Here is a 23,951-nt window from a genome sequence, read left to right on the forward strand (position 1 = left end):
TGGTTCCAGTGCAGGACCAACGGGGAACATGTGAGGTACGCCGAGCGTTGACCCGTGCAGCAGGGCGAGCCAGCCCACTGGAGGTGCTCAACCCCCCTATGCCGAAGCAGCCGACCGCCCCCGCGCCGACCGCGCCCATCGAGGACGCGGAGTGGACCGTCCCCTCGTGGGACCAGGTCGTGCGCGAGCACGCCGACCGGGTCTACCGGCTGGCCTACCGCCTCACCGGCAACCAGCACGACGCCGAGGACCTCACCCAGGAGACGTTCATCCGGGTGTTCCGCTCCCTCGCGTCGTACAAGCCCGGCACGTTCGAGGGCTGGCTGCACCGCATCACCACGAACCTGTTCCTCGACATGGCCCGCCGCCGCTCGCGCGTGCGCATGGAGGCCCTGCCCGAGGAGCAGGACCGGATCGCGGGCGACGACCCGAGCCCCGAGGAGGTCTACGACGAGACCCACCTCGACCCGGAGCTGCAGGCCGCCCTGGACGAGCTGCCGCCGGAGTTCCGCGCGGCCGTGGTGCTGTGCGACGTCGAGGGCCTCTCCTACGAGGAGATCGGTGCCACCCTGGGCATCAAACTGGGTACGGTGAGGAGCAGGATCCACCGGGGCCGCCAGGCCCTGCGGTTGGACATGGAACGCCGTCGGGGTCTTGTTCGGGAGGACTCTGCATGACAGAGGTGCGAGGTTGGCAACTGCCCGAGCAGCACCTGCTGCCCGACGCGGTGGTCGCCTTCGTCGACGGTGAGCTGTCCACCTCGGCGCACAACCGGGCCGCCGCGCACCTGGCGCGCTGCCCGTTCTGCGCGGCCGAGGCGTACTCGCAGCAGCAGGCGCGCTCCGCCGTGCGCGCCGCGCCGACCCCGTGCGCGCCCGCCGGCCTGCTGGCCAGGCTGGGCGCGATCCCGGAGCAGGTCGAGCTGCCCAGCGCGCCCGACAACCTCGCCGTCACCGAGGACGGCCAACTGGTCACCGTGCAGCGGCCCGACCGCGCCGCCGCCTTCGGCTCCGGTCCCGTGCTGGGGCAGAGCCGCCCTTTCGGCACCGGCGGTAGCCGCTTCGGCAGCCGCGCCCGCCAGGGCGCCGGTGTCGTGGTCTCCGGGCTCATGCTGGGCGCCCTCGCCCTGGTCGTGCCCGCCGGCGAGGACCCGGCACCCACGCCCGCCTCCGGCACCACCCCGCCGCTCACGCCCGCCGTCGCGCCGACGCTGACCGGCGCCGACCGGGCCGACGCGCTGCGCCCCGTGGCCGACCTGGGCCGCTGACGGCGACTTCACCGCTCAGGGGGCACGATTGTCCCGCGAAGGTGTTGCGTGACGACGTGCGGGGAGCGATGAGCGAGCCAGAACAGGGCAACGGGACCCCCAGGTCGGGAGTCGACGACGGGGCGCACCGCAGGCTCGCGCCCCGCCCGCTCGCCCGCCCGGCCGTGGACCCCGGCCAGGCCGCCGTGTTCGGCAGGCCCCGGGGGGTGCCGGGCGCGTTCGGCGCCGACCGCCCCGTCCTGGGCGGCAACGGCGCGGTCCGCCTGGCACCGCCACCGCCCGAGGCGCTGGCCACCGCATTCGGCAGGCCCGACGGCGACGCCGGCACGCGCCTGCAGCGCCCGCCGCTGGACCTGCACGGCGAGCCCGAGGTGGAGCCCGTCTTCTGGGAGGGCAGGCCCGCGGGCGACGCGTGGCGCGACCCCGGCGCGTCCGCGGTGATCGGACCGCCCGCCGTGACCGAGGAGGCACCCGCCGAGGCCGAGGCCGCCGCCCGGCCCGGACCCCGGCTCAGCGTGCCGGAACTGCTGTTCGGGCGGCGCGTGAAGCCCACCGCCCTGGGGCTGCTGCTCGTGGTGGCGCTGCTGGTCGGCGCGGCCGGCGGCGTGGTGGGCTGGCTGCTGGGCCGCATCGGCAACCCGCTGACCGACGGCGGCGTGACGCTGGCCGAGGTCAAGCCCGCCAAGGAGCGCCCCGTCGGCTCGGTCGCCGACATCGCGGGCCGGGTCACGCCCAGCGTGGTGTCCATCGAGTTCAAGGGCGCCAACGTCGCGGGCGTCGGCTCCGGCGTGGTCATCGACGGCGCCGGCTACGTGCTCACCAACGACCACGTGGTCGCCCCGGCCGTGCAGGACACCTCGGCCAAGCTGACCGTGGTGTTCACCGACGGCAAGCGGGCCGTGGCGCAGGTCGTGGGCCGCGACGCCAAGACCGACCTCGCGGTGGTCAAGGTCGACGTGGAGAACCCGACCGTGCTCCAGTTCGGCGACTCCGACGAGCTGGCCGTGGGCGACACGGTGCTGGCCATCGGCTCGCCGCTGTCGCTGTCCAACACCGTCACCGAGGGCATCGTCAGCGCCCTGCACCGCCCCGTGACCGCGGCGGGCGAGAACGGCGGCCCCCAGGTCACCTACGACGCGATCCAGACCGACGCCGCCATCAACCCCGGCAACTCCGGCGGCGCGCTGGTCGACTCGTCCGGGGCGCTGGTCGGCATCAACTCCTCGATCCGCACCGAGACCGGCGGCTCGGTCGGCCTCGGGTTCGCCATCACCGGCAACTACGCGCGCAAGATCTCCCAGGCCCTCATCCGCGAGGGCCAGGTCAAGCACGCCGAGATGAACGTCAACGTGCGGTCGGCGTCGGCGGAGACGGCCGAGGGCGCGCAGGTGCAGAACGTCCCCGAGGGCGGCGCGGCCGCGGCGGCCGGCGTCGAGGAGGGTGACGTGATCATCCGGGTGGGTGACCGGTTGGTGCGCAATGCCGCAGAGTTGACCGTCGCGGTAAGGGACCGTGAAATCGGCGAGACGGTACCGGTGGTGCTGGTCAGGCAGGGTCGGGAACTCACCGTGCAGGTAACCCTGCGGTCCGACTGACGGCTACGCTGGGGAACGGGCGGGAACCGGGCGCGGAAGGCGGGCAGGCGGGTGTTCGACAGCATCGGGTGGGTCGAGATCCTGGTGATCATCGTCGCCGGCCTGTTCATCCTGGGACCGGAGCGGCTGCCGTCGGCGGCGGCGTGGGTGGGGCGGACGATCCGCCAGGTCCGCGACTACGCGACCGGCGCCCGCGAGCAGCTCAAGCAGGAGATGGGGCCGGAGTTCGAGCAGCTGCGCAAGCCGCTGGAGGACCTGCGGGAACTGCGCAACTTCGACCCGAAGCGGGCCATCACCAAGCACCTGTGGGACGACCCGCCGGCCACCGAGAAGCCCAACGGCTACCCGGCCGCCACGCCCCCGCCGCGGCCGCCGGAGCGGTCGCTGGGGCAGGGCGAGCGGCCGCCGTTCGACCCGGACGCGACCTGAGGCCGTTCAAGCCGCCACGCCGACGAAGTCGGCCAGTCGGCGCAGGTCGCCCTTGATCGAGCGCCGTTCGCGGCGCAGCATGCCGCGCAGCATCGAGTGCACCCGGCCGGTGAACAGCAGTTGTTCGGGTGCGGACAGCTTGGCCAGGTTCAGCGCGTCCACTGCTTCGCGATCGTGCCGTCGCAGGTAATGCGCCCAGGCGACGGTGATCAGGTGCGAGGTCCGCCGTTCGGACAGCTCCTCGGGCAGGTTGTCGTACGGCACGTTGTCCGCCTGCGCGATGGCCGCTGTCGGGTCACCCAGTTCCAGGTCCAGCCACACGCGGTGGATGGCGACGTTCGTCGGGCCGAAGGCGAGCCAGAAATCGTTCCGGTCCCCGATCACCTCCGCCGCCCGCGCGGCTTCGTCGAAGTAGTCGCGCGCCGCCCGGTGGTCGCCGAGCGTGGCCGCACCCACGGCGCCTTTGAGCATCAGTGATCCGTACATGCTGTAGGACTGAGGCGAGTCGAGGTGGGGACGCAGGGCGTCGGCCGCCGTGACGGGCGCGTCGGTTGATTCGGCCAGGCGGCCCGCGTGGCGCAGCACAACAGCCAGTCGCCACGCGCCGCCCGCGATCAGGAGGCGGTCGTCAGATTCCTCGGCGGCGTGCATCGAGCGTTCGGCTGCGACCCAGGGCAGGTGCGGTTCGCCCAGGCGGTCGAGCATCCCGGAGGTCACCCGGTAGACCAGGGCCTGGAGTTTGGTCGCCGCGCGCCTCTGCTCGTCGTTCTCGGCGGCGTGCACCAGGTGCCAGGCGTCCGCGATCATGTCCGGGACGATCGGGGCCATCTCCGACCACCGCTCCGTTTGCGAGCACAGGAATGCCTTCTCCACCCTGGCCCGGAGGTGCTCCGGCGCGACAGGTGCCCGGTCCGGCACGCCGGCCAGCGAAGCGATCCCGTTGTAGCGCATCATCGCGGCTTCGATGGCCGGGACGACGGTCCGGGCGGTGCCGAGCGAGTCCTTGCGCTTGGCCGTCGCCCGGAAAGGTCCCGGTAGCAGCGCCGATGATGGAATTTTCAGCGCCTCGGCCACCGCCACGATCGTGGACAGTTCGTCCACTTCGCGCTTGCCATTCTCGATCTGCCTGAGCCACTCTGTCGTGCGTCCCCCGACCAGGCCGCACAACACCTCTTGTGTGATGCCCTGTCGCTTGCGGTAGTAGGCGATGCGCTCGCCCACGGTCGCCTCGTTATCTGGCCGCATAACCCGAGGGTACTCATCCCGGCTTCAACCGATAGGCCCCAAAAAATGATTTGGGGTTGACGCGGAGGGGTGGTCATGTCCTTCACGGTCGAAGTGCGCTCGAACGAATTCCGCAAGCTCACCAAGCTTGCGGGTTATCCTCTGAGTACGCGCTGGCAAGAGCCATGCGGGTGAACCGGACGACGGTGGCCCGGGTGCTCAGAGGTGATCAGCGACCGGGTTCCGCCTTCATCGCCGGTGCGTTGAAAGCGCTGAACCCATGACGTTCGACGACATCTTCCACATCGCGACCGGCGCGACGGCTGAAGGAAATTCATGAAAACCGGCACGGCGAAGTCCATGGCACAACCGGTCGACTCGTTGCCAGTCCCCTACGTGACCGCATGGTCGGCGGAAAACTGAACAGCTGCGACCCGATCGTCCTTCCCGGCAACCGCGGAATCGGCTACCGCGACGAAACACCCCTCGACCGCGACGAGCGGGGCGTCCTGCTGAAGCGCACCCGCGACGCGCAGGGCCACGGCAAACCGAGGTTCGGCGCGGTCCACCCAGCCAGGCAACGCCGAGCCATGGCGAACCTGCTCTGCCAGGTGTGCGGGAACCCGGCCGACACGAACGACGAAGGCACCCTCTGGCTCCTCCAGGACCACCGCGAGGACTGGCCGAACCGCCCGGTCGCCACGTCCGCTCCCGGCGGGGGAGGGCGGGGCGGCGCAGCTCCCGCCGCAGCACCGGCGCGCGCAGCAGCACCCGCAGGCAGTTAGCGGGGCCGACCCCACCGACCAACGTCGTCCCGGGCGAGGTCGTGCAGCTCCGAGCGGAAGATCTCGCCGTACTCGGCCCGCGTCCCGCCGGGCAACCCGGCCACCGCGCGGATCTCCAGCCCGTGCACCTCCCGGGTCGGGTCGTCCACCAGCGACCGCGGCACGAGCCGGGTCGGCAGCGTCGTCCTCGGCCCGGTCGTGCCCCGACTCCGCCCAGCCCCCGGGCGGAGAACGACCGAGACGGAGCTACCGCCCGGCCGGCGACACGTTCAGCAGCCGCCCGGCCAGCCCGCGCGACCGCGTCGACAGCTTCGCCGCCACCGAGGTCAGCGCCTGCCCGGCCGCCGAGTCGGGGTGCGCCAGCACGATCGGCGTGCCCGCGTCGCCCTGCTCGCGCAGCCGCGGGTCGAGCGGCACCTGGCCCAGCAGCGGCACGTCGGCGCCCACGGCCTGGGTCAGCGACGAGGCCACCGCCTGCCCGCCGCCCGAGCCGAAGACGTCCATGCGGGTCCCGTCCGGCAGCTCCAGCCACGACATGTTCTCGATCACACCCGCCACCCGCTGCCGCGTCTGCACGGCGATCGACCCGGCCCGCTCGGCCACCTCGGCCGCCGCCTGCTGCGGCGTGGTCACCACCAGGATCTCGGCGTTGGGCACGAGCTGCGCCACCGAGATCGCCACGTCGCCGGTGCCCGGCGGCAGGTCCATCAGCAGCACGTCCAGGTCGCCCCAGAACACGTCGGCGAGGAACTGCTGGAGCGCGCGGTGCAGCATCGGGCCGCGCCACACCACCGGGGTGTTGCCCGGGGTGAACATGCCGATCGAGATCAGCTTCACGCCGTGCGCCTGCGGCGGCATGATCATCTTCTCGACCTGCGTCGGCCGGTCCTCGGTGCCCAGCATCCGCGGGATCGAGTGGCCGTAGATGTCGGCGTCCACCACGCCGACCGACAGGCCCCGCGCGGCCATCGCCACGGCCAGGTTCACCGTCACCGACGACTTGCCCACGCCGCCCTTGCCCGACGCCACGCAGTACACCCGGGTCAGCGACCCGGGCTGGGCGAACGGGATCACCGGCTCCTCGACCCCGCCGCGCAGGGTCTTGCGCAGCTCGGTGCGCTGGGCGTCGCTCATCACGTCGAGCTCCACCCGCACCCCGGCCACGCCGGGCAGCGCCGACACGGCCGCGGTCACGTCGGCGGTGATCTTGTCCCGCAGCGGGCAGCCGGACACGGTCAGGAACACCGCCACGTCCACGACGCCGTCGGAGCCGACCACGACGTCCTTCACCATGCCCAGCTCGGTGATCGGACGCCGGATCTCCGGGTCCTGCACGCCGGCCAACGCCTTGTGCACGTCGTCAACGGTTGGAAGAGTCACTGCGCGCGCCTTTGCCGAAAGTGGTGGGAACCGCCATGCTACGGCGGCCCGTGCACCCCCAAGCTACCGGTTGGTCACCGCCGGGTCCGGGGGCAGCGCGAAGCCGGTTGCGTGCTTTCCGTAACATTGGTATCCGTGCCGGAAACCGGAAGCGCCCGGTTGCCCACCCGAACCGAGCTGGGGGTGTGGCGATCCTTCCTCCGGGCGCACGCCCGGCTCACTCGGGTGCTGGAAGCCGAACTGATCGCCGAGCAGCGCCTGTCGCTCGCGGCCTACGACGTCCTGGTCCAGCTCGCCGAGGCCCCGCAGCACCGCCTGCGGATGACCGAGCTGGCCGAGGCCGTGCTGTTGTCGCGCTCCGGCGTGACCAGGCTGGTCGACCGCCTCGAACGCGCGAACCTGGTGCTGCGGGAGCGGGCCGACGGCGACGGCCGCGGCGTGGTCGCGGTGCTCACACCGCAGGGCCTGGAGCGGCTGCGCGTCGCCTCGGGCACCCACCTCGCGGGTGTGGCGCGCCACTTCGCCGAGGTGTTCGACGCCGCGGGGCTGGAGGCGTTCGGCCGGGCCTGCGACCGGCTCGCCGCCGGCGGCTCATGACGGCACGTCGTCCCTGAGCTGCCTCTTCTGCTTCTTGCGGTCCAGCAGCACGCGCTCCAGCTCGCCGCGCAGGTAGTCGCGGGTCACCACCTCGCCGACGGCCAGCCGCAGCGCGGCCAGCTCCCGCGCCAGGTACTCGGTGTCGGCCTTGGTCTGCGCGGCCCGCGCCCGGTCCTCCTCCAGCGCCACCCGGTCGCGGTCGTCCTGCCGGTTCTGGGCCAGCAGGATCAGCGGCGCGGCGTAGGCGGCCTGCGTGGAGAACGCCAGGTTGAGCAGGATGAACGGGTACGGGTCCCAGCGCAGGGACACCGCGAACAGGTTCAGCGTGATCCACGCCAGCACCAGCAGCGTCTGCCAGAACAGGAACTTCCCGGTGCCCAGGAACCGGGCCAGCCGCTCGGCCAGCCGCCCGAACCGCTCCGGGTCCAGCACCAGCCGGAAGGGCGTCGCCGTGCGCGGCTGGTCCAGCCGCCGGCGCGACTGGGGCTCAGGCATGGGTCAGCCCCGTTTCCCGCCAGTTGTCCGGCAGCAGGTGGTCCAGCACGTCGTCCACGGTCACCGCGCCCAGCAGGTGGTCGGTCTCGTCCACCACCGGACCGCACACCAGGTTGTAGGCGGCGAAGTACCGGGTCACCTCGCCCAGCGACGCGGCGGGCGACAGCGTGGCCAGGTCGGTGTCCAGCACGCCCGCCACCAGGTCCGACGGCGGTTCCCGCAGCAGCCGCTGGATGTGCACGCTGCCCAGGTAGCGGCCGGTCGGCGTGGCCGTCGGCGGCCGGCACACGAACACCATGCTGGCCAGCGCGGGCGTCAGGTCCGGGTTGCGCACGTGCGCCAGCGCCTCGGCCACCGTCGCGTCCGGCGCCAGCACCACCGGCTCGGGCGTCATCAGGCCGCCCGCGGTGTCGTAGCTGTACTCCAGCAGCCGCCGCACCGGCGCCGACTCGGCCGGTTCCATCAGCTCCAGCAGCCGGTCCTTCTCCCGCTCGGGCAGCTCGGCCAGCAGGTCCGCGGCGTCGTCGGGGTTCATCGCCTCCAGGACGTCCGCGGCCCGCTCGTCGTCGAGGTGGGCCAGCAGGTCCTTCTGGTCCTCCTCGCCCAGCTCCTCGATCACGTCGGCGAGCCGCTCGTCGTCCAGCGCCTCGGCCACCTCGTAGCGGCGCTTGGCCGGCAGCGTGTGCAGGGCCAGCGCCACGTCGGCGGCGCGCATCGTCTCGAACACCGCCACCAGGTGCTGGGCGCCCTGCGGCTGGTCGGCCAGCTCGGTCACCGACAGCCCGGTCAGCTCCTCCCAGCGCAGCACCTGCACGGGCCCGCGCCGGCCCAGCCGCCCGGTCCGCTCGCGCACCGCCACCCGCGTCATCCGCCAGTCGCGGGTCCGGCTGGGCTCCATGGCCGCGTCGACCAGCACCGCGGCCGCGCCCGAGTCGAGCCGCACGCGGGCGTCCAGCAGCTCGCCGACCACCAGCACCTCGTTGGTGCGCTGGTGGAACTGGCGCAGGTTGACCGAGCCGGTGGCCAGCGTCACCGCGTTCGGCTCGATCGAGGTCACCCGCAGCATCGGCACGAAGATCCGCCGCCGGGTCGCCAGCTCCAGCACCAGGCCCAGCACGCGCGGCGGCTGGCGGTCCACGCGCAGGCCGACGACCAGGTCGCGGACCTTGCCGATCGACTCCCCGTCGGGGCCGAACACGGGCAGGCCGGCGAGCTGGGCGGCGAAGACGCGGTTCACGGCTCCCACGTTGATCAGGCTAGTCCGCCCGCCGCCGGCCCGCCGCGTTCCACTGTGGACTACCACAGCGCGCGGGCGACGTGCTCGGACACCGCGGCCGGGTCGTCCGGGTGCATCTCCCCGACCCACAGCCAGTTGTCCACCGCCCGGTAGAACGTCCAGGCGCGCGCCAGGTCCGGGTCCAGCCCGCCCAGGTCGCACAGCGCGGCGATCCGCCCGTGCAGGTCGTCCTCGCCGAACCTGTTCCACAGCAACGGGATCAGGCCGAACTCGGGGTCGCCCGCCAGCGGCTTGGGGTCGATCACCAACCACGGCTCGCGCTCGCCGCGCAGCACGTTGTCGTAGTGCAGGTCCTCGTTGACCAGGGTGTTCCCGGCCGCGGCGGCGAGGTCGCGGCCCAGCTCGGTGGCCCGCTCGGCGAACGCCGCGGGCACCGGCCCGCCCAACTCGGCGTTGCGCGCGACCAGGTCGGCCGGGACGTGGCGGCGGAACTCGGGGCCCGCCGGGACGCGCAGCCGGCGCAGCAGCCCGCCGGCGACGGCCAGGGCCTCCGCGAGCGGCGCGCGTTCCAGGGGGCGGGTGTGGTCCAGGCGCTCCAGCAGCAGCGCGCCGCGCTCGTCGTCGTGGTCGAGCAGCCGGACCACGCCGTCGCCGTCCCACGTCTTGAGGGCCAGCGCCTCGTGCTCGTTCTCCTCGTGCGGCCAGCCCAGCTTGAGCGCGACGGGTTCGCCGTCGGCGCGCAGGACCGGCAGGACGACCCCGACGAAGCCGTTGAGCAGGGGGCCGTCGGGGGTCAGCCGCCAGCGGTCGCAGAACTCGCGGGCCAGCGCGGGCAGGGTCTCCCGCCAGGCCAGCGCCTCCGGGCCGAGGGTGGTGGCGAAGTCGTCCGGGACGGTGATCACGCGGGCTCCAGCCGGTAGACGTCGGCCCACTCGGGGCGGGTGTTCAGGCGGGCGGCGCGCAGGGCGGCGGCCGTGTCGTCGTCCGGGTCGACCAGCCGGGCGGTGGCCGGGACGTCGACCAGGTGCGAGTGGGTGGTCGGCGAGCGCACGGTGACCGCGCACGCCACCCCGTCGGCCAGCCCCGGCACGACCTGCTCCGTGCCGCCGACGGCCACCAGCACCGCCCCGTCGCGCCACAGCGCCCACACCAGCCGGGGCGCGTGCCCCGCCGGCCGCACCCACACCGCGGCCGCCTTGCGCAGCGCGTTGTCCAGCACCTGTGCGATCTCCACCGGTTCAGCCTGCCACGGACCTGTGAATCGGGACTCACGGAATAGCGGGCGCACCCGGTGCGTGCCACCCTTCGCCCAGCAGGAGTTACCGGCCGGTACGAGGAGGTACCCCACAGTGGTCGACCAGCAGCGTCCCCGTCGTTCGTGCCTGGCCGTGCCCGGGTCGAGCCAGAAGATGATCGACAAGGCCCGCACGCTGCCCGCGGACCAGGTGTTCCTCGACCTGGAGGACGCCTGCGCGCCGCTGGCCAAGCCGGACGCGCGCAAGACCATCGTCGCCTCCCTCAACGAGGGCGGCTGGGGCTCCCGCGCGCGGGTGGTCCGGGTCAACGACTGGACCACCGAGTGGACCTACCGGGACGTCACCGAGGTCGTCGAGGGCGCGGGTGCCAACCTCGACTGCGTCATGCTGCCCAAGGTGCAGACCCCGGAGCAGGTGCACGCCCTGGACCTGCTGCTCACCCAGATCGAGAAGACCATGGGCTACGAGGTCGGCCGCATCGGCATCGAGGCGCAGATCGAGAACGCCCTGGGCCTGACCAACGTCAACGCGATCGCCACCGCGTCGCCGCGGGTGGAGACGATCATCTTCGGCCCGGCCGACTTCATGGCGTCGATCAACATGAAGTCCCTGGTCGTGGGCGAGCAGCCGCCCGGCTACGACGTGGGCGACGCCTACCACCACATCCTGATGTCGATCCTGATGGCCGCGCGGGCCCACGACAAGCAGGCCATCGACGGCCCGTACCTGCAGATCCGCGACGTGGACGGGTTCAAGCGGGTGGCGGGCCGCTCGGCGGCGCTCGGCTTCGACGGCAAGTGGGTGCTGCACCCGGGCCAGATCGACGCGGCCAACGAGGTGTTCAGCCCCAAGCAGGAGGACTACGACCACGCCGAGAACATCCTCGACGCGTACGACTACTACACGTCCGAGGCGGGCGGGAAGCGCGGCGCGGTGATGCTCGGCGACGAGATGATCGACGAGGCGTCGCGGAAGATGGCGCTGGTCATCTCGTCCAAGGGGCGCGCGGCGGGCATGTCGCGCACGGACGTGTGGACGCCGCCGGAGCAGTGAGCTTCGACGGTCCCCGGCTGGTCGCGTGGTCGTAGAGTGATCGCGTGGCCGACCGGGGACTGGAGTCGATCGAGGTCGAGGGGTACACCTCGATCCGGTCGGCGACCGTGTCGCTCGGCCGGTTGAACGTGCTGATCGGCGCGAACGGCGCGGGCAAGAGCAACTTCATCCGGGTCTTCGAGCTGCTGGGGCGACTGGTCGAGTCGGACCTGGCCTACTTCGTCGGGCTGAACGGCGGCGCTTCGGCCCTGCTGAACAGCGAGCCCGGGACGCGGCGCATCCGCATCCAGGTCGACACGCCGCTCAACGGCTACGAGGTGCAACTCGTACCGGCCGGCGGCGATGAGTTGATCTTCGAGAACGAGTTCATCCACCACGAGGAGCCCGCGCCCGGCGGCATCGTGAGGATCGGGCGCGGTAGCCGCGAGACGGGCCTTCACGACAGGGCAGTCCTCCGCTTCCGCCCGCACGTGCGATCCGTGGTCGACCTGCTCCGGGGCTGCCGGGTCTACCACTTCCACGACACCAGCCGGAACGCGCCGGTCAAGCAGTTGGTGCCCACGGCGGACAACCTGTCGTTGCGCAGCGACGCGGGCAACCTCGCCGCTGTTCTTCTCGCCCTTGCGGAGAGCGAGGACAGGGCCGACCAGGCGGCCTACCGCCGGATCATCGGCGTGATCCGCCAGGTCGCCCCCTTCTTCCGCGACTTCGTGCTGCGGCCGGAGAAGGGCGACCGGTTGCGGCTGCGCTGGCGCCCGAACGACTCGGACGCCGTCTTCTCCGCCGACCAGATGTCCGACGGCACCCTCCGGTTCGCGTGCCTCGCGACCCTCCTGCTCCACCCGAGGCTGCCCGCCCTGGTGGTCCTCGACGAGCCGGAACTCGGCCTGCACCCCTACGCGGTGGTCCAGCTCGCCGGTTTGCTCCGTCAGGCGTCGGCGCGCGGCCAGGTGCTCATCGCCACCCAGTCGGTCACCTTGATGAACCAGTTCGACATCGACGACCTGATCGTGGTGGAGCGGGTCGACGGCGCTTCGGCCTTCACGCGCCCGGACCGGGAGCGGCTGACCGAGTGGCTCCAGGAGTACTCGCTGGGCGAGCTGTGGGAGAAGAACATCATCGGTGGAAGGCCGGGCGGCGGGGCGTGACGAGCGGGTACCGGCGGGTGCACCTCCTGGTGGAGGGGCAGACCGAGGAGGTGGTGGTCAACTCGGTGATCGCGCCCCATCTGCGGTCCCTCGGGTGGACGCCCACCCTGTCGCTGGTGAAGACCAAGCGGCCCGCCGGGGGACCCGCGCATAAGGGCGGCGTCACGAGCTGGGCCCGGGTGGAGCGGGACGTCGGACTGCTGCTCAACGACTCCAGCGTCGAGGTCCTGACCACGCTGTTCGACTACTACGCCTTCCCGGCCGACGCGCCGGGCATGGACGACCGGCCGCCCGGCGACGCGTACCGGCGCGTCGACCACGTCGAGCGCCGGCTGGCGGAGGCGGTCGGCGACCGCCGGTTCCGGCCGCACCTGGTCCTGCACGAGGTGGAGGCGTGGGTCTTCGCCGCCGCCGAGGAGCTGGGGCTGCTCCTCGGCGACGACCTGGCCAGCCTGCTGCGCCGTGACGTGGCGGTCGCCGGTGGCCCGGAACTGGTCAACGACGGTCCGGCCACCGCGCCGTCCAAGCGCCTGCTCGCCTACTGCCCGACCTACCTCAAGACCTCCGACGGTCCGCTGGCCATCCAGGAGTTGGGCGTCGGCGGACTGCGTGCGCGGTGCCCGCACCTCGATGCGTGGCTCCGCTCCTTCGAAGAGTGACGAAATGCTCACCACCCGCTGATCACAGGTGGTGAGCATCCCCACAGATCCCGGCCCTGATTGGCGATCATGCCGGGGGCCGTGTGCATGGTGGAGGGCGTGTCACGACATCGAGCCGAGCGGAGGCGGTTGTTCCGGCGCCGACCCGCCGACGACCTGCTGGAGCGCAGCTTCCGGACCTGCCCGAGGTGCAGCCGGGACGTCCACGTGTTCTTCGACGTCTGCCGCCACTGCGGCGGCACCCTGGAGCTGACCGGCGCCTAGGGCGGCCGCCCGGCCGCGCGGTGCGGCCACGCGACCGGCACGACCCGCGGCACGAGCGCGATGGCCGCCGAGGAGAACGGGAACGCGGTGGTCAGCGCCGCGGTCGCCATCCCGCCGGTGTCCCGCGGCGGCGGCTCGCAGCAGCTCGGCGGCTGCCGGCGGGGCGGCGGCCGGGACGTCGTTCCCCCTGGTGGTCGGCTTGCGGGGGGGACGGGCTGACCGCTGTTTCGGTTCAGCGGGTGGCGAGGAGCACTCTTGTGGCGCGAACGTGCGTTAACCGGTCCATACTCGCCGGTAACCCACGTGAGCTACGAAGGGAACCCGCGATGGCGCGCCTGGCACGGACCGCAGGGCTGACCGACGTCCAGGAGGAGATCCTCTCGACGGTCCGCACCTTCGTGGACAAGGAGATCATCCCGCACGCCCAGGCGCTGGAGCACGGCGACACCTACCCCGCCGACATCGTCGAGGGCATGAAGGAGATGGGCCTGTTCGGGCTCACCATCCCCGAGGAGTTCGGCGGGCTCGGCGAGTCGCTGCTGACCTACGCCCTGGTGGTCGAGCAGATCGCGCGCGGCTGGATGTCGGTGTCCGGGGTGATCAACACCCACTTCATCGTGGCGCACATGCTCAAGCAGCACGGCACGCCCGAGCAGAAGCAGCGGTACCTGCCGCGCATGGCCACCGGCGAGGTGCGCGGGTCGTTCTCCATGTCCGAGCCCGAGCTGGGCTCCGACGTGGCGGCCATCCGCACCAAGGCCACCCGCGACGGCGACGGCTTCGTGGTCAACGGCCAGAAGATGTGGCTGACCAACGGCGGCACGTCCAACCTGACCGCCGTGCTGGTGCGCACCGACGAGGGCGCGGACAAGCCGCACCGGAACCTGACCACGTTCCTGGTGGACAAGCCCGAGGGCTACGGCGAGGTCGCGCCCGGCCTGACCGTCCCCGGCAAGATCGACAAGATGGGCTACAAGGGCGTCGACACCACGGAACTGGTGTTCGACGGCTTCCGCATCGGCGCCGACCAGGTGCTGGGCGGCGAGACCGGGCACGGGTTCCGCCAGATGATGGACGGCGTCGAGGTGGGCCGGGTCAACGTGGCCGCGCGGGCGTGCGGCATCGCGCTGCGGTCCTTCGAGCTGGCCATCGAGTACGCGCAGCAGCGCAGGACGTTCGGCAAGCCCATCGCCGAGCACCAGGCCATCGCCTTCAAGCTGGCCGAGATGGCGACCAAGGTCGAGGCCGCCCACCTGATGATGGTCAACGCGGCGCGCCTGAAGGACAGCGGCGAGCGCAACGACGTCGAGGCCGGCATGGCCAAGCTCATCGCCTCGGAGTACTGCGCCGAGGTGACCCAGGAGGCGTTCCGCATCCACGGCGGCTACGGCTACTCCAAGGAGTACGAGATCGAGCGCCTGATGCGCGAGGCCCCCTTCCTGCTCATCGGCGAGGGCACCAGCGAGATCCAGAAGACCATCATCAGCCGGGGCCTCCTCCGCGACTACCAGTCTCGCTCCTGACCCCGCTCCCGCGCGAGTCCTCCACCCAGACACCGCGTGTCCTCCACTCAGACACCGCGAGTCGAACGTTCAGGACCGTCGTGTCGAACGCTCAAGACCCCCGAGTTCCACATTCGCACCCCGGCCCGGAGCGCGAATGTGGAACTCGGGGGTCCTGGAGGTTCGACACGACGGGTCCGGAGGTTCGACACGCGGTGTCGCAGTGGAGGACACGCGCGGGTGGGGTGTGACACGCCCGGGTGGGAGCGGGGAGGCCGAAGCTTCGGGGTCGGAGGGGAACGGGGGGTGGGCCGGACGGGGTACGAGGGTCACGTTCGCGTTAGTTTCGCGCTTACCCGTTTCGCGCCCTTCACCCGGTGTTGGCAGGATGGGGTGATCAGCACCGCGAAGAGGTGGTCCCCGTGACGAGTTCCTTCTCCGGCCAGAACCGACCCGGCATGCCGCCGCGCCTGCCGACCCCGCCCACGGGCTGGCCCATCGGGTCCTACAGCACCTACGAGGAGGCGCAGCGGGCGGTCGACTTCCTGGCCGACGGCGACTTCCCCGTCCAGGAGGTCACCATCGTCGGGGTCGACCTGATGCTCGTGGAACGGGTCACCGGCCGCCTCACCTGGGGCCGCGTGCTGGGCACCGGCGCCGCCTCCGGCGCCTGGTTCGGCCTGTTCGTCGGCGTGCTGCTCAGCCTGTTCAACACCACCCCCGGCGCGAGCCTCGGCCCGATCGTGGCGGGCCTGGTCGTGGGTGTCGCCTTCGGCCTGATCTTCGCCGCCGTCGGCTACGGCTCCGCCCGCGGCAAGCGCGACTTCCAGAGCGCCAGCCAACTGGTCGCGGGCCGCTACGACGTGCTGTGCCAGCCCCGCTCCGCCGAGCGCGGCCGCGACCTGCTCGCCCGCCTGGCCATGCGCCCCTCCGACACCGGGCGCGAGTGAAAGTTTGCCGCCGGCACCCGTCGGGTAGAGGCCGTTCGGGCCCGGGTGGTTGCGGCACCTGATCACCGGGCCTAGGTTTCGTCCCACCGGTCGGCCCCCTTGGCCGGTCGGTTGGGGGCACGACGAGGTGCCGGGCGCTGCGGTCTGGCTCCTCCGTTGTCGGGAAGGAGGCAGGACCGATGAGGGGCACGCGGAAACGTCATCGGTTGGCCGCCGCCGGATCCGCCGCGCTGGTCGCGACGTCCGTGCTGGCGGGGTGCGGTTCGGGTGACGGCGGGATCACCATCAACGTCTACAAGTACCCGCAGGAGAACTTCCAGAAGATCGTCGACAACTGCAACGCGGCCGCCGACGGCTACGAGATCGTCTACCACAAGCTGCCGCGCGAGGCGGACGGCCAGCGCGAGCAGATGGTCCGCAGGCTCGCCGCCGGCGACACGGGCATGGACGTGCTGGGCCTGGACGTCACCTGGACCGCGGAGCTGGCCGAGGCCGGCTGGATCCGGGAGTTCACCGGGCAGGTCAAGGACCGGGTCGAGGACGGCACCCTGGGGCCGCCGCTGGACACGGCCCGCTACCAGGGCAAGCTGTACGGCGCGCCGGACAACACCAACGTCCAGCTCCTCTGGTACCGGGGCGACCTGGTGCAGACCCCGCCGAAGACGTGGGCCGAGATGATCGAGACCGGCGGCCGGCTCATCCGGGAGGGCAAGCCCGGCCTGGTCGAGGCGACCGGCAAGCAGTACGAGGGCCTGGTCGTGCTGTTCAACTCGCTGGTCGAGTCCGCGGGCGGGACCATCGTCGGCGAGGACGGCACCAAGGCCGTGGTCGACGACGGCGCGGTCAAGGCGCTGGAGGTGCTCAAGACCTTCGCCACCTCCGACGTGGTCGACCCGTCGTTCTCCAACGCCGCCGAGGACAACGCGCGGCTGGCCATGGAGGCCGGCCAGGCCGCCTTCATGATCAACTGGCCGTACGTCTACGCCGCCGCGCAGGCCAAGCCCGAGTTCGCCAAGAACCTCAGGTGGGCGCCGTACCCGGCGGTCGAGGGCGGCGAGTCCACGGCGACCGTCGGCGGCGTCAACTACGCGGTCAGCGCGTTCAGCGAGCACCCCGACGAGTCCTTCGACGCCGTGCTGTGCCTGCGCAACGCCGAGAACCAGAAGTACGCGGCCATCAACGACGGCGTGCCGCCGACCATCGAGTCCGTCTACCGGGACCCGGAGATGGCCGAGCCGTACCCGATGAGGGAAGCCATCCTGGAAACGCTGAAGAACGCGAGCACGCGGCCGGTCACCCCCGCGTACCAGAACGTCTCGACGGTGCTGTCCACCATCCTGTCGCCGCCCGCGAGCATCGACCCGCGGGCCACGGCCGACCGCATGCGCACCGAGCTGCAGGACGCGCTCGACTCCAAGGGGGTGCTGCCGTGAGCCAGGCCGTCGACACCGGGACCGCCGAGACCCGCCCGTCGCCCAAGGCGAAGGCCGCGCTCAGCGAGGGCAAGAAGGCCGAGCGCCGGCTGGGCCTGCTGCTGTGCGCGCCCGCGATCGTCATCATGGCCGCCGTCGCCGGCTGGCCGATCATCTACTCGCTGTGGCTGTCGCTGCAGCGCTACGACCTGAAGTTCCCGGACCGCACGCAGTTCGTCGGCCTCGACAACTACGTCACCGTGCTGTCCAACGCGTACTGGTGGAACGCCATGTGGATCACGGTGCTGATCACCGTCGTCTCCGTGGCGATCGAGCTGGTGCTGGGCATGGCGCTGGCCCTGGTCATGCACCGCACGCTGGTGGGCCGCGGCATCGTGCGCACCGCCTCGCTCATCCCGTACGGCATCGTCACGGTGGTGGCCGCGTTCTCCTGGCGCTACGCCTGGACCCCGGACACCGGCTACCTGGCCGAGACGATCGCGGGCGGCGACCCGGTGCTGACCGAGAAGGTCCCCGCGGTCATGGTGGTGATCCTGGCCGAGGTGTGGAAGACCACGCCGTTCATGGCGCTGCTGCTCATGGCGGGCCTGGCGCTGGTGCCCGACGACCTGCTCAAGGCCGCCGCGATGGACGGCGCGAGCGCCTGGCAGCGGTTCACCAGGATCATCGTGCCGGTGATGAAGCCCGCGATCCTGGTCGCGCTGCTGTTCCGCACGCTCGACGCGTTCCGCATCTTCGACAACCTGTTCGTGCTCACCGCGGGCTCGCAGGGGACCTCGTCGGTGTCGATGCTGACCTACAACAACCTGATCAAGGGCCTGAACCTGGGCATCGGCTCGACCATGTCGGTGCTGATCTTCATCGTGGTGGCGGTCATCGCGTTCGTCTTCATCAAGCTGTTCGGCACCGCCGCGCCGGGCAGCGACAGCGGGGGGAGGCGCTGATGGCGGGCATCGGCGGAGCCGAGACCTCGGCGCGCAAGGCCAGGTGGGCGGTCCTCAACGTCCTGGTGGTGGCCTACGCGCTGATCCCGGTGCTGTGGATCGTGTCGCTGTCGTTCAAGAGCAAGGCGACCCTGAACGACGGCAACTTCATCCCGCGCGAGTGGACGCTGGACAACTACGCGGCCATCTTCTCCACCACGGAGTTCGTGCGGGCGCTGGTGAACTCCATCGGCATCGCGCTCATCGCCACCGCGATCGCGGTCGTGTTCGGCACGATGGCCGCCTACGCGATCGCGCGCCTGGACTTCCCGGGCAAGCGGGTGCTGGTGGGCGTGTCGCTGCTGGTGGCGATGTTCCCGCAGATCTCGCTGGTCTCGCCGCTGTTCCAGATCGAGCGCTCGCTCGGCCTGTTCGACACCTGGCCCGGCCTGATCCTGCCCTACATCACCTTCGCCCTGCCGCTGGCGATCTACACGCTGTCGGCGTTCTTCCGGGAGATCCCCTGGGAGCTGGAGAAGGCGGCGAAGATGGACGGGGCGACGCCCGCCCAGGCGTTCCGGCGGGTCATCGCGCCGCTGGCCGCGCCGGGCGTGTTCACCACGGCCATCCTGGTGTTCATCTTCTGCTGGAACGACTTCCTGTTCGCGATCTCGCTGACCTCGACCGAGTCGTCGCGCACGGTGCCGGTGGCGCTGTCGTTCTTCACCGGCAGCTCGCAGTTCGAGGACCCGACCGGGTCGGTGGCCGCCGCCGCGGTGGTCATCACCATCCCGATCGTCCTGTTCGTGTTGTTCTTCCAGCGTCGGATCGTCGCCGGGTTGACCTCCGGCGCCGTCAAGGGGTGAGTCGTTGTGGCCGAGATCGTCCTGGACAAGGTGACCAAGCAGTACCCCGACGGCGCCGTGGCCGTGCGGGACGTGGACCTGGAGATCGCCGACGGCGAGTTCGTCATCCTGGTCGGCCCGTCCGGCTGCGGGAAGTCCACGACCCTGAACATGATCGCGGGCCTGGAGGACATCACGTCCGGCGAGCTGCGCATCGGCGGCGAGCGGGTCAACGAGCGGGCGCCCAAGGACCGCGACATCGCCATGGTGTTCCAGTCCTACGCGCTGTACCCGCACATGACGGTGAAGGAGAACATGGCCTTCCCGCTGCGGCTGGCCAAGGTCGACGACGCCACCGTGGACAAGAAGGTCAAGGAGGCGGCGGAGATCCTGGACCTGACCGCCCACCTGGACCGCAAGCCGTCGAACCTGTCCGGCGGCCAGCGCCAGCGCGTGGCCATGGGCCGGGCGATCGTGCGCAGCCCCAAGGCGTTCCTGATGGACGAGCCGCTGTCCAACCTGGACGCCAAGCTGCGCGTGCAGATGCGCACCTCGGTGTCGCGGCTCCAGCGGCAGCTGGGCACCACCACGGTGTACGTCACGCACGACCAGACCGAGGCGATGACGCTGGGCGACCGGGTCGTGGTGATGCGCGGCGGCCTGGTGCAGCAGGTCGGGGCGCCGCAGTTCCTCTACGAGCACCCGGCCAACCTGTTCGTGGCGGGCTTCATCGGCTCGCCCGCGATGAACTTCGTGCCGGCGGGGCTGGAGAACGGGGTGCTGCGGTCGCCGCTGGGCGACGTGCCGCTCACCGACCGGGTGCGCAGGCTGCTGGAGGGCGCCGACGCGCCCCGCGAGGTGATCGTGGGCCTGCGCCCCGAGCACTTCGAGGACGCCCGGCTGGTCGAGGACCACGTCCGCTCGTCCGGCGCGGTGTTCACCAGCCAGGTCGAGGTGCTGGAGTCGATGGGCTCGGACAAGTTCGCCTACTTCAGCCTCTCGGGGGACCAGGCGGCGTCGGCCGAGCTGGCCGAGCTGGCCGCCGACGCGGGCACGGCCGAGGTGCCCGGCACCGGCGCGTCCGGCGGCGTGCCCCTGGTGACCCGCCTGTCCGCCGCGTCCACCGCGACGGAGGGTGAGCAGGCCGAGATCTGGTTCGACGCGGACAAGGTCCAGCTGTTCGACCCGGGGAACGGGCGGAACCTCACCTACACCGGCTGAAACCGGTCCCGCCGACAGGGCCGCCCCCCGTTCGGGGCGGCCCTGTCGCATTGCGTCACGGGGAGTTACTGATCGGCCGGGACCATCGGCCGGGACGAACTCCATAGGCCATTCAGCGCAGCAAACCCGCATCTCGCCGCTTGGTCCGCGCTGTCGCTTCGGCCGGTGCCCAACCCTGGTCGAAGGCGGGGACGACTCCGGCCGGAATAAGTCGGGGCAGGGGAGTCCGCCGAGCACAGAGAAGAGCGCGAGATGGGGATTCTTGACGGCAAAGCAGTGGTGATCACCGGTGCCGGGCGAGGACTCGGCGAGGCGTACGCGATGCACGCGGCCCAGGCCGGCGCGTCCGTCGTGGTCAACGACATCGACGCCGACCTGGCCGACCAGGTGGCGGAGCGGATCCGGGAGCACGGTGCGCGGGCCGTGGCCAGCGGCCACGACGTGGCCGACCCGGACGCGGCCGAGAAGGTCGTGGGGATGTGCCAGGCCGAGTTCGGCCGGGTGGACGGGCTCGTGAACAACGCGGGGCTGAATTACGAGACGCTGCCGTGGGAGGACGACCCGGATTCGATCCGGCGCATCGTCGAGGTGAATGTTCTAGGGGTCATATTCACCGGTATGGCCGCGATGCGCGCGATGCGGGAGCAGGGCGGCGGCTCCATCGTGAACATCTCCTCCGGCGCGTTCTTCGGGCAGCGCAAACTGGGCACCTACTCCGCCACCAAGGGCGCGGTCGCCTCGCTCAGCTCGTCGTGGGCGCTCGACCTGGAGGGTGAGGGCATCCGGGTCAACGCCGTGTGCCCGGTCGCGCACACCCGCATGGTGTGGAAGTCCGAGCGCTCCCTGCGCGCCATCCCGGCCGACCGCACGCCGGGCAAGGTCGCGCCGCTGGTGCTGTTCCTGCTCAGCGACGCGGCGCGGGGCATCACCGGGCAGGTCGTCCGCTGCAACGGCCGCCAGCTCCACCTCGTGGGCCACCCGTACTTCAAGCAGCCGATCCTGGAGAGCGACACCTGGGACACCACCTCGGTCCAGCGGGCGTTCGAGGGGGTGCTCCAGGCGCACCTGGAGCCGTTCGGCCTGGAGAAGCGCATGCCGCCGCGGCTGCGCGAGCTGGTCGAGCCCGGCCGCACGGCCTGACCCGCCGCCCCACCCGGTTCCGCGATCACCCCGATGGCTGATCGCGGAACCGCCGCGTTCCGCTGTCCCATGGGGGACGTGGTCGCGCGCAAGCCCCGCATCACGGACTGGCGGCTGGTGGTCCAGTCGCGGCTGGACCGCGTGCGCGCCGACCTCGCCGCGCTGGGCCCGCCCGACCCGCTGGACCAGGAGGGGCAGCGCTGGCGCGAGGCGGCCGAGCAGCAGGCCGCCGTGGTCGAGGACATGATCACCCGCGGCGAGTCGCGGTGGCGCGTGGTGGCGTCGTGGTGGTCCGGCTGGCACATCGAGCGCGCCTGGCGGTCCCTGCACGAGGCGGAGATCGCGGTCGTCGCCGCGGGCAGCGGCTTCCTGGGCAGGCTGCCCGGCCTCAAGGCCCGCGTCGCGGAGAACCTGGACGAGGACGACCCGCGCCGCCGGGCCCTGGAGGAGCTGCGCCCCGGCGAGTTCCCGCTGCCGGTGGAGCGGGAGATCGTCGTCGACGCGCTGCGGGCCGCGTTCGACGCCTCCGACTTCGCCCACGCCGGGTCGCGGGCGCTGCGCAACAAGCTCATCGCCACGTCCGTGGTGCTGTTCGCGGTCAACACCCTGCTGGGCGCGGTCGGCTTCGCCGAGCCGGGCATGATCCCGATGTGCGTGGGCTCGGAGAAGCTGCCCACGGTGTGCCCGTCGGGCCGGGGCCCGACCGGCGCGGACGTGTGGCTGATCCAGGTCCTGGGCGCGTTCGGCGCGGTGCTGTCGGCGGTGGTGCTGCTGCTGAGGCGGCGGCCGAGCCTGTCGCCCTACGTGATGGTCGGCTACCAGGCCATGATCAAGGTGCTGCTGGGCTCGGCCCTGGCCGTGGTGGGGGTGCTCGCGCTGGGGGCGGGGGTGACCACCGGGCTGATCGCGGTGGCCTCGCAGGCGGCGCTGCTGGTGTGGGCGGTCCTGCTCGGCTACGGCCAGCAGTTGGCCACCCGCCTGCTCGACAGCTACACCGACCGCGTGATGGACCAGGCACGCCCGCTGCCGCGCCTGGAGGAGCAGCGCTGACCGGGGTCCGCCGCCCCGGTCCACCGGCCGCGCCCCGCCGGGGCGGCGTCGTGGTCGCCCGGCGCGAACCCGCACGGCCTGTCGAGCGCGGTCGACGACGACTCCGGCCGACCACCCCCGAGCGGCTCGCGGGACCAGGCACGACGGCGCTGGGCGCCTCGCGGGACCAGGCGCGACGGCGCTGGGTGACACCTCGCGGTGAAAGGGTGAAAAGCCGAGCGCTCCCCCTGCCGCACAAGGGGAACCGGGCTAGCGTCACAGGGGTGCTCGCCGAGCTGTTCCTCGACGCGGCCCGCTCCTGCCAGGGCCACAGCCCGCTCACGCACGCCCTGCTCGTGGCGGCGGCCGGGGACCTGGCGCGCGGCGGCGTCACCGCGCGGGTGATGGCGGGCGCCGAGTGCGACCGCCAGGGCACCGTGCCCGGCCTGCGGTTCGCGGGCGCCCTGCACCGGCTCGTGCTGGAGGGCCGGGCACCGGCGCTGGCCGCGCACTACCCGACCGCGGGCGGCGAACCGGACCTGCGCACCCTCTGGGACGACGTGCTGCCCGTGCTGCACGAGCACGCCGACGAGCTGCGCGCCGCGATCGCCTCGACGGTCGTGCAGACCAACGAGCCGGGCCGCAGCGCGCCGCTGTTCGGCGGCCTGCAGACCGCGACGCACCTGGCCGCGGTCGCCGCGGGCAGGCGCACCCGCTTCCCGGTCCGGCTGCTGGAGGTCGGCGCGTCGGGCGGGCTGAACCTGCGGCCGCACCGCATCGCCTACCTCGTCGACGGGGTGAAGCTGGGCGACCCGGGCAGCGCGTTCGCCCTCGACCCGCGCTGGACCGGACGCCCGCCGGCCGACCTGGACCACAACCTGCGCCTGGTGCGGCGCGCGGGCTGCGACCTCGACCCGGTGGACGTCACCACCGAGGACGGCAGGCTGCACCTCCAGTCGTTCGTGTGGGCCGACCAGGTGCACCGCTTCGAGCGCCTGCGGGCCGCGCTGGACCTGGCCCAGCTCGACCCGGTGCCGGTGCGGCGGGCGGCCGGGCCGGAGTGGCTGGCCGAGCAGCTGGCCCGCCCCGAGCGGGACGTGCTGACCGTCGTGTGGCACTCGGTGGTGTGGCAGTACACCTCACCGGCCGACCGCGCGATGGGCCGGGCGGTGCTGGCCGACGCGGCCGGCCGGGCCACGCCGATGGCGCCGCTGGCGCTGCTGGTCTACGAGCCCAGGCGCACGCACGGCGCCGACCCGTACCAGTTCCAGCTGCTGCTCAAGCTGTGGCCCGCGGGCGTGTCGCTGCGCCTGGGTTCCGGTGCCGGGCACGGCATCCCGTTCACCTGGGACCCGCGGCCCTGGACCTGAGCGGTCCGATGTGGACGGTCAGGCGCCGGTGGCGATGAGCAGCGTCACGGTGGCGAGCCAGCCCAGCAGGAGGGTGAGCGCCCAGAAGCGGAGGTTGGTGAGCATCCTGGTCATGTCCGAGGTTCCCGTCGCAGGAGAAGGGGAGGGGG

At 72.0% G+C, this 23,951-nt stretch carries 26 protein-coding genes; 18 read left to right on the forward strand and 8 right to left on the reverse strand.

Translation table 11 applies throughout. The features are described 5' to 3' along the window. Nucleotides 1-77: 77 nt before the first annotated feature. From sigE to tatB, 4 genes are all read left to right on the forward strand, one after another. Nucleotides 78-677, forward strand: coding sequence for an RNA polymerase sigma factor SigE (gene sigE / locus EKG83_RS04220; RefSeq protein ID WP_033430534.1), 600 nt, complete (start codon nucleotides 78-80; stop codon nucleotides 675-677). Next, on the forward strand, nucleotides 674-1,267 hold the full coding sequence (locus EKG83_RS04225) for an anti-sigma factor family protein (RefSeq protein ID WP_051765483.1): 594 nt from the start codon (nucleotides 674-676) through the stop codon (nucleotides 1,265-1,267). Before sigE ends, EKG83_RS04225 begins: the two co-directional genes overlap by 4 nt. A 68-nt stretch (nucleotides 1,268-1,335) precedes the next feature. Further along, nucleotides 1,336-2,862 carry a S1C family serine protease gene (locus tag EKG83_RS04230; RefSeq protein WP_033430409.1) on the forward strand — a complete coding sequence of 509 codons (1,527 nt, stop codon included), beginning with the start codon at nucleotides 1,336-1,338 and terminating at the stop codon, nucleotides 2,860-2,862. A 51-nt stretch (nucleotides 2,863-2,913) separates the two neighbouring features. Further along, nucleotides 2,914-3,291 carry a Sec-independent protein translocase protein TatB gene (gene tatB, locus EKG83_RS04235; RefSeq protein WP_033430408.1) on the forward strand — a complete coding sequence of 126 codons (378 nt, stop codon included), beginning with the start codon at nucleotides 2,914-2,916 and terminating at the stop codon, nucleotides 3,289-3,291. 6 nt (nucleotides 3,292-3,297) lie between these two features. Here the strand turns inward: tatB and EKG83_RS04240 are convergent, their stop codons facing one another. From EKG83_RS04240 to EKG83_RS04255, 4 genes are all read right to left on the reverse strand, one after another. Continuing rightward, a complete protein-coding gene (locus tag EKG83_RS04240) occupies nucleotides 3,298-4,512 on the reverse strand; it encodes a helix-turn-helix domain-containing protein (RefSeq protein ID WP_033430407.1) in 1,215 nt (404 codons plus the stop codon). Between the two features lie 395 nt (nucleotides 4,513-4,907). Then, complete coding sequence (locus EKG83_RS04245; protein WP_033430406.1) at nucleotides 4,908-5,186, reverse strand: hypothetical protein; 279 nt, start codon at nucleotides 5,184-5,186, stop codon at nucleotides 4,908-4,910. A 110-nt stretch (nucleotides 5,187-5,296) separates the two neighbouring features. Further along, nucleotides 5,297-5,449: a hypothetical protein gene (locus EKG83_RS04250; protein ID WP_153277868.1), complete on the reverse strand. Its 153-nt coding sequence runs from the start codon at nucleotides 5,447-5,449 to the stop codon at nucleotides 5,297-5,299. A gap of 97 nt (nucleotides 5,450-5,546) precedes the next feature. Further along, a complete protein-coding gene (locus EKG83_RS04255; RefSeq protein WP_033430405.1) occupies nucleotides 5,547-6,680 on the reverse strand; it encodes an Mrp/NBP35 family ATP-binding protein in 1,134 nt (377 codons plus the stop codon). Between the two features lie 135 nt (nucleotides 6,681-6,815). On the opposite strand from EKG83_RS04255, the gene EKG83_RS04260 reads away from it, so the two are divergent. Beyond that, nucleotides 6,816-7,277, forward strand: a complete 462-nt coding sequence (locus EKG83_RS04260) for a MarR family winged helix-turn-helix transcriptional regulator (protein WP_033430404.1) — start codon at nucleotides 6,816-6,818, stop codon at nucleotides 7,275-7,277. Here the strand turns inward: EKG83_RS04260 and EKG83_RS04265 are convergent. The 4 genes from EKG83_RS04265 to EKG83_RS04280 are packed head-to-tail and all read right to left on the reverse strand — an operon-like array spanning nucleotide 7,272 to nucleotide 10,243. Then, complete coding sequence (locus EKG83_RS04265; RefSeq protein ID WP_033430403.1) at nucleotides 7,272-7,772, reverse strand: DUF1003 domain-containing protein; 501 nt, start codon at nucleotides 7,770-7,772, stop codon at nucleotides 7,272-7,274. The genes EKG83_RS04260 and EKG83_RS04265 overlap by 6 nt on opposite strands. Then, the gene (locus tag EKG83_RS04270) at nucleotides 7,765-9,018 is read right to left on the reverse strand and encodes a magnesium transporter MgtE N-terminal domain-containing protein (RefSeq protein ID WP_153277870.1); all 1,254 of its coding nucleotides are present in this window, start codon (nucleotides 9,016-9,018) and stop codon (nucleotides 7,765-7,767) included. The genes EKG83_RS04265 and EKG83_RS04270 overlap by 8 nt, the downstream gene beginning before the upstream one ends. 50 nt (nucleotides 9,019-9,068) lie before the next feature. Then, nucleotides 9,069-9,911, reverse strand: a complete 843-nt coding sequence (locus EKG83_RS04275) for an aminoglycoside phosphotransferase family protein (RefSeq protein ID WP_033430401.1) — start codon at nucleotides 9,909-9,911, stop codon at nucleotides 9,069-9,071. Continuing rightward, a complete protein-coding gene (locus EKG83_RS04280; protein ID WP_228122496.1) occupies nucleotides 9,908-10,243 on the reverse strand; it encodes a hypothetical protein in 336 nt (111 codons plus the stop codon). Before EKG83_RS04280 ends, EKG83_RS04275 begins: the two co-directional genes overlap by 4 nt. 115 nt (nucleotides 10,244-10,358) lie before the next feature. Here EKG83_RS04280 and EKG83_RS04285 point away from each other — a divergent pair, with 115 nt between their 5' ends. From EKG83_RS04285 to EKG83_RS04345, 13 genes are all read left to right on the forward strand, one after another. Then, nucleotides 10,359-11,318, forward strand: a complete 960-nt coding sequence (locus EKG83_RS04285; RefSeq protein WP_033430400.1) for an HpcH/HpaI aldolase/citrate lyase family protein — start codon at nucleotides 10,359-10,361, stop codon at nucleotides 11,316-11,318. Nucleotides 11,319-11,362: 44 nt separating this feature from the next. Further along, nucleotides 11,363-12,466, forward strand: a complete 1,104-nt coding sequence (locus tag EKG83_RS04290; RefSeq protein WP_033430399.1) for an AAA family ATPase — start codon at nucleotides 11,363-11,365, stop codon at nucleotides 12,464-12,466. Next, the gene (locus EKG83_RS04295; RefSeq protein ID WP_033430398.1) at nucleotides 12,463-13,125 is read left to right on the forward strand and encodes a DUF4276 family protein; all 663 of its coding nucleotides are present in this window, start codon (nucleotides 12,463-12,465) and stop codon (nucleotides 13,123-13,125) included. The genes EKG83_RS04290 and EKG83_RS04295 overlap by 4 nt, the downstream gene beginning before the upstream one ends. Nucleotides 13,126-13,224: 99 nt before the next feature. Further along, complete coding sequence (locus EKG83_RS04300) at nucleotides 13,225-13,389, forward strand: hypothetical protein (protein WP_153277871.1); 165 nt, start codon at nucleotides 13,225-13,227, stop codon at nucleotides 13,387-13,389. Between the two features lie 326 nt (nucleotides 13,390-13,715). Then, nucleotides 13,716-14,912 carry an acyl-CoA dehydrogenase family protein gene (locus EKG83_RS04305; RefSeq protein ID WP_033430397.1) on the forward strand — a complete coding sequence of 399 codons (1,197 nt, stop codon included), beginning with the start codon at nucleotides 13,716-13,718 and terminating at the stop codon, nucleotides 14,910-14,912. A 437-nt stretch (nucleotides 14,913-15,349) separates the two neighbouring features. Beyond that, nucleotides 15,350-15,841 carry a general stress protein gene (locus tag EKG83_RS04310; RefSeq protein ID WP_051765482.1) on the forward strand — a complete coding sequence of 164 codons (492 nt, stop codon included), beginning with the start codon at nucleotides 15,350-15,352 and terminating at the stop codon, nucleotides 15,839-15,841. Nucleotides 15,842-16,020: 179 nt separating this feature from the next. Further along, a complete protein-coding gene (locus tag EKG83_RS04315) occupies nucleotides 16,021-17,274 on the forward strand; it encodes an ABC transporter substrate-binding protein (protein WP_033430396.1) in 1,254 nt (417 codons plus the stop codon). Next, nucleotides 17,271-18,218 (forward strand): carbohydrate ABC transporter permease, encoded by a 948-nt coding sequence (locus tag EKG83_RS04320; RefSeq protein WP_033430395.1) that lies wholly within the window; start codon nucleotides 17,271-17,273, stop codon nucleotides 18,216-18,218. Before EKG83_RS04315 ends, EKG83_RS04320 begins: the two co-directional genes overlap by 4 nt. Then, nucleotides 18,218-19,063, forward strand: a complete 846-nt coding sequence (locus EKG83_RS04325; protein ID WP_033430394.1) for a carbohydrate ABC transporter permease — start codon at nucleotides 18,218-18,220, stop codon at nucleotides 19,061-19,063. Before EKG83_RS04320 ends, EKG83_RS04325 begins: the two co-directional genes overlap by 1 nt. Nucleotides 19,064-19,069: 6 nt before the next feature. Beyond that, entirely contained in the window at nucleotides 19,070-20,263 is a 1,194-nt protein-coding gene (locus tag EKG83_RS04330; RefSeq protein ID WP_033430393.1) for an ABC transporter ATP-binding protein, read from the forward strand. A gap of 252 nt (nucleotides 20,264-20,515) precedes the next feature. Further along, nucleotides 20,516-21,403, forward strand: coding sequence for an SDR family NAD(P)-dependent oxidoreductase (locus tag EKG83_RS04335; RefSeq protein WP_033430392.1), 888 nt, complete (start codon nucleotides 20,516-20,518; stop codon nucleotides 21,401-21,403). Nucleotides 21,404-21,436: 33 nt separating this feature from the next. Then, entirely contained in the window at nucleotides 21,437-22,453 is a 1,017-nt protein-coding gene (locus EKG83_RS04340; protein WP_228122498.1) for a hypothetical protein, read from the forward strand. A 263-nt stretch (nucleotides 22,454-22,716) separates the two neighbouring features. Continuing rightward, the gene (locus EKG83_RS04345; protein ID WP_033430391.1) at nucleotides 22,717-23,802 is read left to right on the forward strand and encodes a DUF2332 domain-containing protein; all 1,086 of its coding nucleotides are present in this window, start codon (nucleotides 22,717-22,719) and stop codon (nucleotides 23,800-23,802) included. Nucleotides 23,803-23,951 lie beyond the last annotated feature (149 nt).

Source organism: Saccharothrix syringae (assembly GCF_009498035.1).
Classification (GTDB): domain Bacteria; phylum Actinomycetota; class Actinomycetes; order Mycobacteriales; family Pseudonocardiaceae; genus Actinosynnema; species Actinosynnema syringae.

What these genes read in the sequence shown, in the direction of transcription:
- EKG83_RS04335 (WP_033430392.1), top strand. Translation starts at nt 20,516, where the DNA reads ATGGGGATTCTTGACGGCAAAGCAGTGGTGATCACCGGTGCCGGGCGA.
- EKG83_RS04305 (WP_033430397.1), top strand. Translation starts at nt 13,716, where the DNA reads ATGGCGCGCCTGGCACGGACCGCAGGGCTGACCGACGTCCAGGAGGAG.
- EKG83_RS04230 (WP_033430409.1), top strand. Translation starts at nt 1,336, where the DNA reads ATGAGCGAGCCAGAACAGGGCAACGGGACCCCCAGGTCGGGAGTCGAC.
- EKG83_RS04340 (WP_228122498.1), top strand. Translation starts at nt 21,437, where the DNA reads ATGGCTGATCGCGGAACCGCCGCGTTCCGCTGTCCCATGGGGGACGTG.
- EKG83_RS04315 (WP_033430396.1), top strand. Translation starts at nt 16,021, where the DNA reads ATGAGGGGCACGCGGAAACGTCATCGGTTGGCCGCCGCCGGATCCGCC.
- EKG83_RS04325 (WP_033430394.1), top strand. Translation starts at nt 18,218, where the DNA reads ATGGCGGGCATCGGCGGAGCCGAGACCTCGGCGCGCAAGGCCAGGTGG.
- EKG83_RS04310 (WP_051765482.1), top strand. Translation starts at nt 15,350, where the DNA reads ATGCCGCCGCGCCTGCCGACCCCGCCCACGGGCTGGCCCATCGGGTCC.
- EKG83_RS04225 (WP_051765483.1), top strand. Translation starts at nt 674, where the DNA reads ATGACAGAGGTGCGAGGTTGGCAACTGCCCGAGCAGCACCTGCTGCCC.
- EKG83_RS04265 (WP_033430403.1), bottom strand. Translation starts at nt 7,772, where the DNA reads ATGCCTGAGCCCCAGTCGCGCCGGCGGCTGGACCAGCCGCGCACGGCG.